This window comes from Sphaerisporangium sp. NPDC049457, assembly GCF_055586705.1.
Genome location: NZ_JBVJHR010000001.1, coordinates 395,971 through 409,728, shown reverse-complemented (window position 1 = coordinate 409,728; position 13,758 = coordinate 395,971). Strand labels below are relative to the sequence as shown.

The following is a 13,758-nucleotide window of genomic DNA, read 5'->3' as shown; positions in this document are numbered from 1 at the left end:
AGTGTTGTCAGCTTTCTCCGTACGTCGGGCTTCGGGACCGTTCTACGTTCTCCCCAGACTCGCGGGGAGGCCGAGTAGTGACAGTGGGGACGCGTACATCGATCCGACATCGCCCGCCGGCGCGCACCAAGGCGTTCGGGGCGGCGAGCACGGCGTTGCGCCCTGCGCTGGAGTCGCCCCGGCGGCCCGCGCGGGTGCTCGCGGCCTTCCCTCGCGGCCTCTATCTGGAGATCCGCACCGACGTCGAGCCGTTCGTGGTGGCCGTCGTCACCGGCGACGCGACCCGGCTGCCCAACGCCGTGGTGGTGGGCGACCCCTTACCCGAGGTCTCCGGCGGCGAGGAGGCCGCCGTGGGCGACGGCTGCGTCGAGATCGGCCGCGTCACCGTGCACGTCCGCCGCTGGTGGGACCCCGCTCCGGCGCTCGGTCCCGTCGACCTGGAGCAGGTGGCGGCGGCCCTGCCGTCGTTCGGCGAGGTGTGCGGGGCCTCGGTACGGGAGACCGGGCTCGATCCCGGCGGCGCGGGGGCTCTGCTGGCGGAGGGCTGCGCCTCCGGCTCGCTCCTGAGCGCCATCACGGCCGCGGAGCGGCTCATGGGGCTCGGCCCCGGCCTGACGCCGAGCGGCGACGACATGCTCGCGGGCATGCTGGTCGCGCTGCGGCGCCTCGGCGGGGCGGCGGGCGTCCAGCGGGCCGTGTGGCTGGCCGACTGGCTGGCGGCGACGGTCGCCTTCGACGCGCGCACCCGCACCACCCCGATCTCGGCGACGCTGCTGCACTGCGCCGCTCAGGGCCAGGCGTGCGCGGAGGCGCTGGCCGTGCTGCGCGCGGTGGCGGGCCGGCAGCCGCTCGAACCGGCGGTGCACCGGCTGCTGCGGCTCGGCCACACCTCGGGCGCGGACCTCGCCTGGGGCCTGCGGGCCGGGATGTCGGCGGTGCTGCGCCTGGGCGGCGCGGAGCCGTCCGCGACCCTTTGACGACGGCTCCGCACAAGCGAACAGCGACACACAATCGACCAGAGCCACCTGAGCGACCAGAGCGACGCACAATCGACCACGGCGACCTACCGGCGACCACGGGCACGAGCGGCACGGCACCCTGGGGTGGCCGCCGCGACCCGCGAGCGGCGCCAGAGACCACCACGACGACGAGCACGACCGTGAGGCCCGCGGCGGAGGGGCCGCGCCGGGCGGACGCCTGCGGCTGAGGCGGCGGCACCGTCGCCGTCTGGCCGTCCCGACGGACTTCGTGCCACAAAACCTGTCAGAAATCGTGTGAGAAATCGGCTGAGATGCGGTGAGCGACCATTGAGAGTGGAGCGAACGTCATGCGAGGGGCGGTGAGCGACCGTTGACGACGAGCACTGATCGGGTCGAGGTGCGCGCCGGGCTCTATCACGACTCGGTGAGCCTGATGCGGGTCAGCCAGGCGCTCGGCTCGCGCCCCGGCGTCACCGTCGCCGTGGTGGCCATGGCCACCGACCTCAACCTCGAACTCGCCCGGGACGCCGGTTTCGCCGTCCCCGCCGCCGGGCCGACCGACCTGCTGGTCGCCGTCCGCGCCGAGAGCCCCGCCGCGCTGGAGGACGCCGCCGCCGAGCTCGACCGCCAGTTCGCCGCGCTCGCCAAGGGCGGGGCGGCGGCCGACGCGGGCGGCCAGAGCGCGCCGCGCACCACCCGGTCGGCGGCCCGGTCGTGGGACGCCTCGCTGGTGCTGGTCTCGGTCCCCGGCGAGCACGCCTTCGCCGAGGCCATGGACGCCGTCGAGGCCGGGCTGTCGGTCATGATCTTCAGTGACAACGTGCCCGTGGAGCAGGAGGTCCTGCTCAAAGAGCGGGCCAGAGAGCGCGGCGTGCTGGTCATGGGTCCCGACTGCGGCACCGCGGTCGTCGGCGGCGTGGGGCTGGGCTTCGCCAACGTGCTGCGTCCAGGCCCGGTCGGCGTGGTGGCCGCCTCCGGCACCGGCGCCCAGCAGGTGACGTGCCTGCTCGACCACGCGGGCGCCGGGGTCGGCCACGTCCTCGGCGTCGGCGGCAGAGACCTGTCGTCGGCGGTGGGCGGCGCCTCCACGCTCGCGGCCCTGTCCGCGCTGGACGCCGACCCCGCCACCGAGCTCATCGTGCTCATCTCCAAGCCGCCGGCCCCCGAGGTCGCCGAGGTCGTGCGCCGTGCCGTCGGCGAGCTGTCCACCCCGGTCGTCACCGCGCTGCTCGGCCCCGGCCAGGACGACCTGACCGCCGCCGCCGAGAAGGCCCTGCGGGCGCTGGGCCTGCCGGTTCCCGAGTGGCCGAGCTGGGTCGTCCCGCGTGAGGCGCGCCCGGCCGAGCTGTGCGGGCTGTACTCCGGCGGCACCCTGTGCGCCGAGGCCGAGATCATCGCGGGAGCCGGCACGTTCACCGACTTCGGCGACGACGAGTACACCCTGGGCCGCCCCCACCCGATGATCGACCCCACCGTGCGCCTTGAGGCGCTCGAAGCCGCGTCCGGCGTGGTGCTGCTCGACGTCGTCCTCGGCCACGCCGCCGACCCCGACCCCTCGGCGCGGCTGGCGCCCGCCGTCGGCCGGGCGGCCGAGCGGGGCGTGGCGGTGGTCGTGGCCCTGGTCGGCACCGGCGCCGACCCGCAGGGGCTGCGGCGGCAGGCCGACGCCCTGGTCGCGGCCGGGGCCTCGGTCTTCACCTCCAACGCGGCGGCCGCCCGGCACGCCGCGAGCCTGGTCAGGAGGGCACTGTGAGGCTGTCCATGCTCGACGGCGAGCCGCAGGTGATCAGCGTCGGCGCCGCCGTGCTGGCCGAGGCGCTCGACCAGCAGGCCGTCCCCCGCCTCGGCGTCGACTGGCGGCCCCCGCTGCCGGGCACGTCGCAGGCCCTGGCGAAGCTCCTGGCCGATCCGCGCCGCGAGCGGGCCAACGAGGTCGCCGTCGGGCGGCTGGTGTCGGCCCGGCCCAAGCTGGTGGGGGTGCGCCCGGCCCGCGAGGTGCTCGACCTGCCGCCCCGCACGTTCCTGCACGCCGGGCCGCCCATCGAGTGGGAACGCGCCTCCGGCCCGATGCGCGGGGCGCTCATCGGCGCCGCCGTCTTCGAGGGCCTGGCCGCGGACGCCGAGGAGGCCGAGCGCCTGCTGGTCGCGGGCAGCGTGCGGCTCGACTCCTGCCACCACCACCGCACGGTCGGGCCGATGGCGGGGGTGGTGAGCCCGTCGATGTGGATGTTCGAGGTCGTCGACGACGAGCACGGCGGCACGGCGTACTGCTCGCTGAACGAGGGCCTCGGCAAGGTGCTGCGCTACGGGGCGTACGGGACCGAGGTGATCGAGCGGCTGCGCTGGATGGGCGAGGTGCTCGGCCCGGTGCTGGCCGCCGCCCTGGCCCTCAGCGGCCCGATCGACCTGCGCTCACTGATCGCCCAGGCGCTGCAGATGGGCGACGAGCTGCACAACCGCAACCGCGCCGCCACCTCCCTGTTCGCCCGCGAGCTCGCCCCCTCGGTGGTGGACGCCTCGCCCGAGCACGCCGCCGCCGTGCTGCGCTTCATCAACGGCAACGACCACTTCTTCCTCAACGCAGGCATGGCCGCGGGCAAGGTCAGCGCCGACGCCGCGCGCGACGTCCCCGGGTCGTCGCTGGTGGTGGCCATGGCGCGCAACGGCACCGACTTCGGCGTCCAGGTGTCCGGGCTGGGCGACCGGTGGTTCACCGGGCCCGCGGGCGTCCCCGACGGCCTCTACCTGGGCGCGTACGGGCCGGACGACGCCAATCCCGACATCGGCGACTCCACCATCACCGAGACCTCCGGGCTCGGCGGGTTCGCGATGGCCGCCGCCCCCGCGATCGTCCGCTTCGTCGGCGGCGACGTGTCGGACGCCGTCGCCGCGACCCGCTCCATGTACGAGATCACGCTGGCCGAGCATCCGGCGTACCAGATCCCCGGGCTGGGCTTCCGGGGCACGCCCACGGGCATCGACGTGGCCCTGATCGCCAGAACCGGGCAGCTGCCGGTGGTCAACACCGGCATCGCCGGCCGCGTGGCCGGAACCGGGCAGGTCGGAGCCGGTCTGGTGACTCCGCCGGCCGAGGCGTTCACCAAGGCCCTCGCCGCTCTCATGGAACTTTAAAGTTGAACGAATACCCATTGACCCGACTTTGACCCTAATATCAGTGGCCAGTCTCACAGTCCAGACGATGCCGATGACCTTTACATGATCCACAAATGGGGATATGACGCGGACGAGCGTGAATTGGGGACCGCGGTATGACGACCGATGGCGCGCTCGGGAGGGCGCCCTCCATGGCCGAGGGTAAGAGTCCCCTGGGGGATGCCGGCGTCGCGCCGGAGGGCCAGGGACGGCTGGTGGGCCGGCGCTACCGCCTGCTCTCGCCGGTCGGCCGTGGCGGCATGGGCATGGTCTGGCACGCGCACGACGTGCTGCTCGACCGCGACGTCGCGGTGAAGGAGCTCATCCTTCCCTTCGGCCTTGACAGCGCGGGCAAGCAGGTCGCCCACCGCCGCATGCTGCGCGAGGCGCGCTCGGCCGCCCGGCTCAGCCATCCCGGCATCGTCACCGTCCACGACGTCGTCGAGGAGGACGGCCGCCCCTGGATCGTCATGGAGCTGGTGCGCGCCTGGTCGCTGGAGCAGGCCGTGCGCCAGAGCGGGCCGCTGCCGGTCGTGCAGGCCGCCGAGATCGGCATCCGCGTGCTGGACGCGTTGCGGCACGCGCACGCCGCCGGCATCCTGCACCGCGACGTCAAGCCGGGCAACGTGCTGCTCACCGCCGACCGCGTGGTGCTCACCGACTTCGGCATCGCCGCCATCGAGGGCGACGTCACGATCACGCAGACCGGCCTGCTCATGGGCTCGCCCGCCTACATCCCGCCAGAGCGGCTGCAGGGGCGCCCGATCACTCACGCGGCCGACCTGTGGTCGTTCGGCGCGACGCTGTACGCCGCCGTGGAGGGCCGTCCGCCGTACGAGGGGCCCGACGCGGTCGCGGTGCTCGGCGCCGTGCTGACCCAGGAGCCCAACCGCCCGCAGCGCGCCGGAGCGCTTCTGCCGGTCATCGAGGGCCTGCTGCGCAAGAACCCCGCCGACCGCATGCCCGCCGCCCAGGCCGCCGACCTGCTCGAACGGGTGCTGCGCACCCACGGCTCAGGGCTGCCCCTGCGGGGCGGCGAGCGGCCGAGCGCCGTCCTGCCGGTGCAGAGCGAGACCACGCCGGTGCACATGCTGCCCCCGCTGGACACCCCGTCCGGGCCGATGCCGTCGCGCATCATCGAGACCCCGTCCGGCCCGGTGCGCGTGCCGGTCGACCGCAACCCCGCCGCGCAGGCGGGCGACCGCCCCGACCTGTTCCAGACCGGCACCGGCCCGTACGCGGCCCGGCCCGAGTACGACGCGCTCGCGAGCCCCTCGGGCGGGCGGCCGAACCCCTACGACGCGCTGAGGAGCCCTTCGGGGCCGCAGTCGTTCGACGCGGGCCTCGACGCGACCGGTCCGCGCCCGAACCCCTACGACGCCCTGCGGAGCCCCACGGGCCCGCAGCCCGCCGGCCCGTACGACGCGCTGAGAAGCGAGTCCGGACCACGGCCGGCCGCACCTTACGACGCGTTCAAGAGCGGCTCAGGTGCGCAGCAGGCCGCGCCCTACGACGCGTTCAAGAGCGGCTCGGGACCGCAGCAAGCGGCCTCCTATGACGCCCTGAGCAGCGGTTCCGGTCCGCAGCAGGCCGCGCCGTACGACGCGCTCAGGAGCGGCTCGGGACCGCAGAGGGGTGCTCGCGACGGCACGCCCGACCCCTATGACGCGTTGCGCGGTCCTTCGGGCCCGCAGACGGGCAGCCCGTACGACGCGCTGCGTCCGGCCGACCCTCCGTCGGGCCCCTACGCCGCGCTGAGCGACCTGTCGTCCCAGGACCCTGACAAGGGCTCGCTGGTCGCCGGGACGCCGGGGTCGCGGGTCTGGCCGCCCAGCGCCTCGCCGAACCTGGCCGCCGAGCTCGCCAAGGACCTCGCGGGCGGTGACCCGTTCAGCGGGCCCGGCGCCAAACCGGCGACCGGTCCGGGCGCCGGCTCGTCCGAGCGGCCGGAGGGCGGCCCGTACGGGCGCGGGCGCCGCACCAGGCCCGAGCTCGACGGGGACGACGACGCGCGCGAGGGCCGCTCCCCCGTGCTGCTCGTGCTCGCGGGCATCGGCGTCATCGGCGTGGTGGCCGCGCTGCTGTTCGTGCTCTGGCCCACGGGGTCCCCGACGGACGGCAATGTCGCGACTCCGCTGGTGACCTCCGCCGGCGACGCCGGACCGGCGTCGCCGGCGCCCGCCGAGAGCGGCGACACCCTCGCCGCGCCGGTGATCCCCGACGGGTACCGAACGCACACCGCCGCCGGGGTTTCGGTGTCGATCCCGAAGGACTGGACGGTGTCGGCGTCGGATCAGGCGGTGACCTACACCGGGCCCAAGAACACCGGGCGGCGCATCCAGATCAAGCGGGTCACCCCGACCGGCGACGACGGCCTCGACTTGCTCACCAAGTCCAAGGACGAGGCGACGCTCACCGACTACGCCCAGACCCGGCTGGAGTCCTCCCCGCTCGGCGACGGCAAGTGGCAGGGCAGCGTCTGGGAGTACACCTACACCGCGCTCACCAACGTCACGACGCACGCGGTGACCAGGTACGTCGCCCTGGACGACAAGTCGGCCTACGAGGTGACCTTCACCGCCCCCGACGCCGAATGGGACGAGGCGGACAACCGCCAGGCCATGACCGTCCTCTGGAGCAGCTTCAAACCCGCGAGCTGACGATCGCCGCTCCCGGCGCCCGCCGTGCCACACGGAGGTTTCCCGTCGGCCGGTTCGCGGCGGCTCCCGGGGGCGAGGGTCAGCGATCGCCGGTGGGCGGGAGCGGGGACAGGCGGATGGCGACCACGTCCTCCAGGGGTGGCTGGATCTCCTGAAGCCGGCAGCCCGTCGCCGCGAAGCAGCGGATGCGCAGCACGCCCGCCTCGACGGACACGTGCAGGAAGCTCTTGAAGAACGGCGGGTCGTCCCAGTCGGACAGCTCGGAGAACCATCGGTGGAACGTGCGTCCCACCGGCAGCCGGAACGGCATCGAACGCCCGCCGAGCAGCCTGGCGGCCCACTTCATCCTCGTCGTGATCCGCCGCGGCCTGTCCGGGCCGGCCACCGCGGGCTCATCCCCGCCCGCAGCCGGCCGGCCGCCCGCCGGCGCGGCACCCTGCGGCGGGGGCGGGGTGGCGCCGGGTCCGTCGGCGGTGCCGACGCGGCGGGGCGGGATGTTGCCGATCTGGTCGGACATCAGCACCAGGCCCTCGTCCGGCGTGAGGTACAGCCAGCGCATGCCGTACCGCTCGCTGTAGAGCTTGCTGTAGAACGACAGCGAGTCACCGCGCAGCGGGTAGCACCTGAAGTCGTCCTCGTGCACGCCGCCGACGTCGACCCGCGGGATCGTGTGGGTGGCGTGCATGAACGCCCCTCCGCCGCCGGCCACGATGTACTGGATGACGCGGTCGCCGACGGACACCGGATAGCGCTGGTAGTTGTGGGTGTCACCGCCGATGGCGGCCACGTAGTTGTTCGCCGGGTCGCGGACGATCTCGTCGACCGTGCCGCCGTCCTCGATGGGGCACGGGTGGTACTCGTTGCGGTCGTAGATGGGCTTGCCGGTGATCAGCACCTTGGGCCGGGGGTCGGCGGAGACGCGTCGCAGCCAGGCGCCCTGGTCGCGGTCGATGGTGCCGCGGATGCCGGTGTCGATGCCCACCAGCAGCAGGCCCGGCAGGTCGATCACCCAGTACGGCCCGGGCTGCGCCGCCTGCTGGCCGGGCAGGGACCGGCGGCGGCGCGCCTCGGCCAGGCGCGGCTCGTCGATGATCTCGGGCCGCTTCCACAGCAGGCCGCGCAGGCCCGCCGGTGAGAGCGAGAACCCGCGGCGCCCGTCCTGGAGGGCCTTCGCGTCGCAGAACACGCGCATGAACCCGCCGAGGCCGTCGTACCAGTCGTGGTTGCCGGGCAACGCGTAGATCGGCGCCGGATAGTCCTTGTACGGGCGGAAGAACTTGTCGTCGTACTCGTTGCCCGAGCCCGTGGGATAGATGACGTCGCTGGCGATGACGGCGAACGACGTGTCCGCGCTCAGGGCGAGCATGCCGGGAACGACGGCGTACTGGGAGGCGTCGCCCTCGCCGGTGTCGCCGAGCAGCAGGAAGCTGTACTCGGGTCCCGGGTCGATCTCGATGCGGTGGTCGGGGTCGGCGCCCTGCTCCTCGCGGGCGGCCATCCACCGGCGGCGCACCTCGTTGGACGGGTCGCCGAACAGCTGGGCGAGGATCTCGTTGCGCGAGCGGATCAGCGTCGCGAACTTCAGCCAGGAGAACGATCTCGTGTCAGGGCGCAGCTTCTGGTACGTGCCGATCTGTTGGCAGGACCACCCGGCGCCCTCTTCGGAGACGCGCGACGAGGCGCGCTTGCCGTGCTCGGCCGCCCGATCCACATCCACCATGCCCCCATCTTTCCGGATCTTGCCGGATCGCACGGGAAGAATCGCCAACCGGAACGAACCCGCGACCCCGCCCCGGGCGGCCGGGGGCGGCCGGGGCGGCCGGGGGCGGCCGGGGGCGAGGTTGTCAGGGGACAGGGTGGTCAGGGGGATGGGGTGGTCAGGGGATCAGGATGCCGGGGTTGAGGATGCCGGGCGGGTCCAGGCGTTGCTTGACGGCGCGCAGGATCTCCACTCCCAGGTCGCCGATCTCGGCCGCGTAGGCCGTCCGGTGGTCCCTGCCGACCCCGTGGTGGTGGGAGATGGTGCCGCCGGCCAGCACGATGGCCTCGTTGACCGCCCGCTTGGCGGTCTCCCACTGCCCCAGCGGATCGTCGCTCTGCGCGGTGACCACCGTGAAGTACAGCGAGGCGCCCGTCGGGTACACGTGGGACAGGTGGCACATCACCAGCGGAGGGTTCGCCTGCTCCGCCGCGTCGGCGGGTCCGAGTGCCACGCTCAGCACCAGCCGCACGGCGTCGTAGAGCCGCGGGATACCCGACCAGAAGCAGGCCGTCTCCAGCGTCTCCACGGTCGCCCCCGCCGCCAGCAGGGCGTCGCGCAGGTACGGGGCGCTGAAGCGGCCGTGCGCCCATGCCTCCCCGGGCTCGGGCCCGAGATAGACGCCGCCGAGGGACGACAGCGCGCCGGCGGCGCGCTCGCGCCGGTAGGCGACGTCCTCGCCCTCCCCCTCGTATCCGAGGATGGCCAGGCAACCGGCGTCGGGCTGGACGCCGCCGATCTCGCCCGGCTTGGCCAGGCCGACCATGGTCTCGGTCTCGTCGGACAGGCGCAGCACGGTGGGCATCGGCCCGTCCTGGGTCAGGCGGCGCAGCGCCGCCGTGCCGGCCTTGAACGAGGGGAACCTCCAGCCCTCGTAGACCTTCTCGGTCGGCGCGCGACGCACGCGCACCCGCAGCGAGGTGATGACGCCGAAGGCTCCTTCTGAGCCGAGGACGAGCTGGCGCAGGTCGGGCCCGGCGGCCGACTTGGGTGCGCGCCCGAACTCCATCGTGCCGCGCGGAGTGGCGACCGTCACGCCCATCACCATGTCGTCGAAGCGGCCGTACCCCGCCGACGCCTGGCCGCTGGACCGCGCCGCCGCGAAGCCGCCGATGGTGGCGTACTCGTAGGACTGTGGGAAGTGGCCGAGGGTGAGGCCGTGGGCGGCCAGGAGCTGCTCGGCCTGGGGGGCGCGCAGGCCGGGCTCCAGCTCGGCGACCATGGACTCGGCGTCCACCGACAGCAGCCGGTTCAGCCGCGCCAGGTCCATGGCGACCACGCCGGCGAAGCCCTGCCGGGACGCGGCGAGCCCGCCGACCACCGAGGTGCCGCCGCCGAACGGCACGACGGCGACCCGGTGGCGCGCGCAGACGCGCAGCGCCTCCAGCACCTCCTCGTGCGAACCCGGCAGCACCACCGCGTCCGGCGCCTCCGACCCGTCGCCGGCGCGCATGCGCAGCAGGTCGGGCGTGGACTTGCCGCGCGTGTGGCGGATCCTCGCGTCGTCGTCGAACCGGACGTGGTCGGCGCCGAGGGCCCGGCGCAGGTCGGCCAGCACCAGCGGCGACAGGGCCACCGGGCCCAGCCTGACCTCGCCGAAGCTGGCGGGCGGCTCGGCGGGCTCGCGCACGCCGAGTAGCTCGCTCAGCAGCTTGCGTACGGACTGCGGGAGTTCGGCGGCCTTGGCGGGGTCGCCCCAGCCGGACCAGAGCATCGGTTCGGCCGCGGTCTTCGGAGTTTCCACGTCCTACACTGTGACACGCCCGGCCGTGGCATCCCGGCGGGGCACCCTCCAGGAGGTGCCGCACCGTGACGCTCTCCCCCGGCTCTTCGCCCGGCACGCCTCCGTCGTCTCCCGGGGTGCACCCGGGGTCGTCGCTGAACGCCGGACGGCGGGCGCGCGAGCTGGCCGCGGCGCGTGAGACCGTCGTGGACCTGCTGGTCGTCGGGCTCGGCGCCACCGGGGCCGGGGTCGCGCTCGACGCGGCGTCGCGGGGGCTGTCCGTGGCCGCGATCGACGCCCACGACCTGGCGTTCGGCACCTCACGGTGGAGCTCCAAGATGATCCACGGCGGGCTCCGCTACCTGGCCAAGGGGCAGATCGGCGTGGCCTGGGAGAGCGCCGTCGAGCGCGGCGCGATGCTCGCGCGCACGGCTCCGCACCTCGTGCGCGCCCAGCCGTACCTGCTGCCGCTGACGCCCGAGGTCTCTTCCGCGCGGGCCGCGACCATGATGGCCGGGTACCGGCTCGGCGACCTGCTGCGGGCCTCGGCGGGCACTCCCCGCCGGCTGCTGCCGGGCCCGTCCCGGGTGACGGCCGCCCATGCCAGGGACCTGTTCCCCGCGCTGCGCGCCGACGGCCTGCGCGGGGCGCTGGCGTCGTTCGACGGGCGGGTCGTCGACGACGCCCGGCTGGTCGTCGCGATCGCGCGTACGGCGGCCGCCCACGGGGCGCTGGTGCTCACCAGGTGCCGCGCCCTGTCGCTGCACGGCGACGGCGCCGAGGTCCGCGACGAACTGTCGGGCGAGGTCTTCGCCGTCCGGGCCCGCAAGGTGGTCAACGCGGCGGGCGTGTGGGCCGGGCAGTTGTCGCCTTCGGTGCCGCTTCGGCCGTCCCGGGGGACGCACCTGGTGCTGCGCCCGGGCGTCCTCGGCGAGCCGGGGGCGAGCCTGCACGTGCCGATCCCGGGCCAGGGCGCCCGTTTCGCGCTGGTCCTCCCGCAGGCCGACGGACGGGTCTACGTGGGGCTGACGGACGAGCCGGTGGACGGTCCCGTGCCGGACGTCCCGGAGGCGCCCGAGGCGGACGTCGTCTTCCTGCTGGAGGTCCTCAACTCGGTTCTTGGGACTCCTGTGGCGCGAGAGGACGTGGCGGGGGCCTACGCGGGTCTGAGACCGCTGCTGAGCGGCGACGGGCGCACGGCGGACCTCTCCCGCAGGCATGCGGTCATCACGGGTCCTGACGGCGTCCTGACCGTCGTGGGGGGCAAGCTGACCACCTACCGGCGGATGGCGCAGGACGCCGTCGACGCCGCGTTCCCCGGCGCGCCGCCGAGCCGCACCGCGCGCCTGCCCCTGGTGGGCGCCCGGCCCCCGTCACCGGCCGCCACCGCGAGGGACGCGGGCACGACGGGGAACGCGGGCACGGCGAGGGACGCGCGCACGACGGAGGACGCTCGCACGGCGAGCGACGCGGGCACGGGCGTGGACGCCGGCGGGCCACCGCGGCGGCTGGTCGAGCGCTACGGGTGGGAGGCGGCGGCCGTGCACGCCCTGGCGCTGAGCGACCCGGCCTTCGCCGAGACCCTGCCGCTGGGCGTGACGGTGGCCGAGCTGGTGTGGGCGGTGCGGCACGAGGGCGCCCTGGACGCCGGCGACCTGCTCGACCGGCGCACCCGGGTCGGGCTGGTGGCGGACGACCGCGCCGTCGCGCTGCCCGCGGCCGAACGCGTTCTGCGCGAGCACGCCGCCCCGGCGTCGGCCGAATAGCGCCCGCCGGCGCCGTTCGCGGGCGCCCCGGCCCCGCCGGCACCGTCCTCCGGGCGCCGCGGGCCCGCCGGCGTCCCCCTGGTGACCGCGGGCTCGTCGGCGTCCGCTCTCTTGGCGGTCCGGGGTCACGGCCGCTGGGCTAACGCCTCCGGGCCTCGGAAGGCAACCGGGCCCAGGAAAATCGGTCAGTGATTTATCTCACATCGACAAAGCCGCATATCAACTGGCCGACCGGACAGCGGGCGAAAACGGGGCCTCGCGCGAGGGGCCTCGCGCCGTTAGGTTATCCTTACCTAAGTCATCGGGGGAGGAAGCGTGACGACGAAGCGGGCACGGGGGTGTGATCACCCGGCAGGCTGCCACACGGGCGAGGTGCCCACGCTGGCGAGCGCGACGACCAAGGCGCGGTTCTGGCTGCTCATCGAGCACTCCGGTCCGTGGGCGTCCGAACTCGCCGACTGCGACCTGCCCGAGCCGGTCCACGCGCTGATCCGGCGCGCCGCCGACCTCGGGGTCCGGCCCCAGCTCATCCGCCGTCCGCTCCAGCGCCGCGCCACCCCCACACCCTTCCGGCTCATGGTCGCCGATACCACGGCGCGGGTCCCGTGGCTGGCCGAGGGGTTCTTCGACGACCCGGGCGATCTTGACCTGGGATCTCTCGTGCGCGGAGTGGTTCCGGAGTCCTGCATACTGGTGAAGGAGCCGGTGTTCCTGGTCTGCACGCATGCCAGGCGCAACGCGTGTTGTGCCCGCATTGGCCTTCCCATCGCGCGGGTTTTGGGTGAGAGCCAGCCGGGAAGAGTGTGGGAAACCACTCATGTGGGCGGCGATCGCTACGCCGCTAACCTCGTGTGCTTGCCACACGGGCTTTACTACGGCAGCATGTCTCAGGCTGCCGCGATCGCGGCGGCAAACGCGTACCGGCACGGTGAGATCGTTCTCGACCGTTTCCGGGGACGCGCAGGCATCCCTGAGCCATCGCAGGCCGCCGAGCATTTCGTCCGCGCACACACGGGCGATCTCTCGGTCGGCGGAGTGGCCGTGGAATCCACCAGGTCGGACGGTGACGTCACCGAGGCGATTGTGCGCCACGGGGACGTCGGCTTCCGGGTTGTGGTCGAGCGCACGGTGTTCGCGCCGTGCGGTACGGCATGCGCCGACACGATCACGACCTACCGGCTGGCGGCACTGGAGCATTTCCAGTGCGGCACACCCGTTCTGACCTGAGGCTCCTTTGGAGCCGGGAACACCTCGGCCTATCACAGCGTTGGAACGAGGGACGCCATATGCGTCCAATGCGGCACAAACACGAAATACCTCTCACCTACTCACCTAAGGTGGTTTCTCATGTCTCAGGTACGTCGGCAGATCGCCCGCCCGCGCCCCAGTTGGGGATGGCAGGATGACGCCGCGTGCCGGGGAGAGGACCTTGTGCTGTTCTTCGGCCCTGACGGCGAGCGTCAGCCGGAGCGCGACATCCGTGAGCGCAAGGCCAAGGCCATCTGCGCCCAGTGCCCAGTCCGCGCCGAGTGCCTCGACTACGCCCTTTCACGTCCCGAGAAGTACGGCACGTGGGGCGGGCTCAACGAGGACGAGCGGGCGTCCGAGCGTCGTCGGCGCATGCGGCGCGCCGCCAGCGCGGGCATCAGTGCTGCCTGAACCTCCACCGGCATGATCCCTCAAGCATGATCATGCGGCTTCTCCGATCCTGTACGCC

General features: G+C 73.8%; 9 protein-coding genes. 7 read left to right on the top strand and 2 right to left on the bottom strand.

The window, feature by feature from the left end; all coding sequences use genetic code 11:
* The first annotated feature begins 77 nt into the window (after positions 1-77).
* The 4 genes from ACZ6QO_RS01740 to ACZ6QO_RS01725 all read left to right on the top strand — a co-directional run bounded on the left by ACZ6QO_RS01740 (position 78) and on the right by ACZ6QO_RS01725 (position 6,793).
* Positions 78-977 carry an oxamate carbamoyltransferase subunit AllH family protein gene (locus ACZ6QO_RS01740; RefSeq protein ID WP_465846650.1) on the top strand — a complete coding sequence of 300 codons (900 nt, stop codon included), beginning with the start codon at positions 78-80 and terminating at the stop codon, positions 975-977.
* Between the two features lie 373 nt (positions 978-1,350).
* Entirely contained in the window at positions 1,351-2,733 is a 1,383-nt protein-coding gene (locus ACZ6QO_RS01735; protein WP_465846648.1) for an FdrA family protein, read from the top strand.
* Positions 2,730-4,112 carry a YlbE family protein gene (locus ACZ6QO_RS01730; protein WP_465846646.1) on the top strand — a complete coding sequence of 461 codons (1,383 nt, stop codon included), beginning with the start codon at positions 2,730-2,732 and terminating at the stop codon, positions 4,110-4,112. The genes ACZ6QO_RS01735 and ACZ6QO_RS01730 overlap by 4 nt, the downstream gene beginning before the upstream one ends.
* 137 nt (positions 4,113-4,249) lie before the next feature.
* Complete coding sequence (locus ACZ6QO_RS01725; RefSeq protein ID WP_465846644.1) at positions 4,250-6,793, top strand: serine/threonine-protein kinase; 2,544 nt, start codon at positions 4,250-4,252, stop codon at positions 6,791-6,793.
* A gap of 79 nt (positions 6,794-6,872) precedes the next feature.
* On the opposite strand, the gene ACZ6QO_RS01720 is transcribed toward ACZ6QO_RS01725, so the two are convergent.
* Positions 6,873-8,513, bottom strand: a complete 1,641-nt coding sequence (locus tag ACZ6QO_RS01720; RefSeq protein ID WP_465846643.1) for a metallophosphoesterase family protein — start codon at positions 8,511-8,513, stop codon at positions 6,873-6,875.
* 157 nt (positions 8,514-8,670) lie between these two features.
* Positions 8,671-10,266: an FAD-binding oxidoreductase gene (locus ACZ6QO_RS01715; protein WP_465847227.1), complete on the bottom strand. Its 1,596-nt coding sequence runs from the start codon at positions 10,264-10,266 to the stop codon at positions 8,671-8,673.
* 146 nt (positions 10,267-10,412) lie between these two features.
* Between ACZ6QO_RS01715 and ACZ6QO_RS01710 the strand changes: the two genes are divergently transcribed.
* From ACZ6QO_RS01710 to ACZ6QO_RS01700, 3 genes are all read left to right on the top strand, one after another.
* Positions 10,413-12,041: a glycerol-3-phosphate dehydrogenase/oxidase gene (locus ACZ6QO_RS01710; RefSeq protein WP_465847225.1), complete on the top strand. Its 1,629-nt coding sequence runs from the start codon at positions 10,413-10,415 to the stop codon at positions 12,039-12,041.
* 315 nt (positions 12,042-12,356) lie between these two features.
* On the top strand, positions 12,357-13,268 hold the full coding sequence (locus tag ACZ6QO_RS01705) for a sucrase ferredoxin (RefSeq protein WP_465846642.1): 912 nt from the start codon (positions 12,357-12,359) through the stop codon (positions 13,266-13,268).
* Between the two features lie 120 nt (positions 13,269-13,388).
* Positions 13,389-13,700 (top strand): WhiB family transcriptional regulator, encoded by a 312-nt coding sequence (locus ACZ6QO_RS01700; protein ID WP_093171423.1) that lies wholly within the window; start codon positions 13,389-13,391, stop codon positions 13,698-13,700.
* The last annotated feature ends 58 nt before the right edge of the window (positions 13,701-13,758 follow it).

Excerpts from the sequence above, each read along its gene's own strand:
- ACZ6QO_RS01725 (WP_465846644.1), top strand. The coding sequence starts at position 4,250 with ATGACGACCGATGGCGCGCTCGGGAGGGCGCCCTCCATGGCCGAGGGT.
- ACZ6QO_RS01720 (WP_465846643.1), bottom strand. The coding sequence starts at position 8,513 with ATGGTGGATGTGGATCGGGCGGCCGAGCACGGCAAGCGCGCCTCGTCG.
- ACZ6QO_RS01715 (WP_465847227.1), bottom strand. The coding sequence starts at position 10,266 with ATGCTCTGGTCCGGCTGGGGCGACCCCGCCAAGGCCGCCGAACTCCCG.
- ACZ6QO_RS01700 (WP_093171423.1), top strand. The coding sequence starts at position 13,389 with ATGTCTCAGGTACGTCGGCAGATCGCCCGCCCGCGCCCCAGTTGGGGA.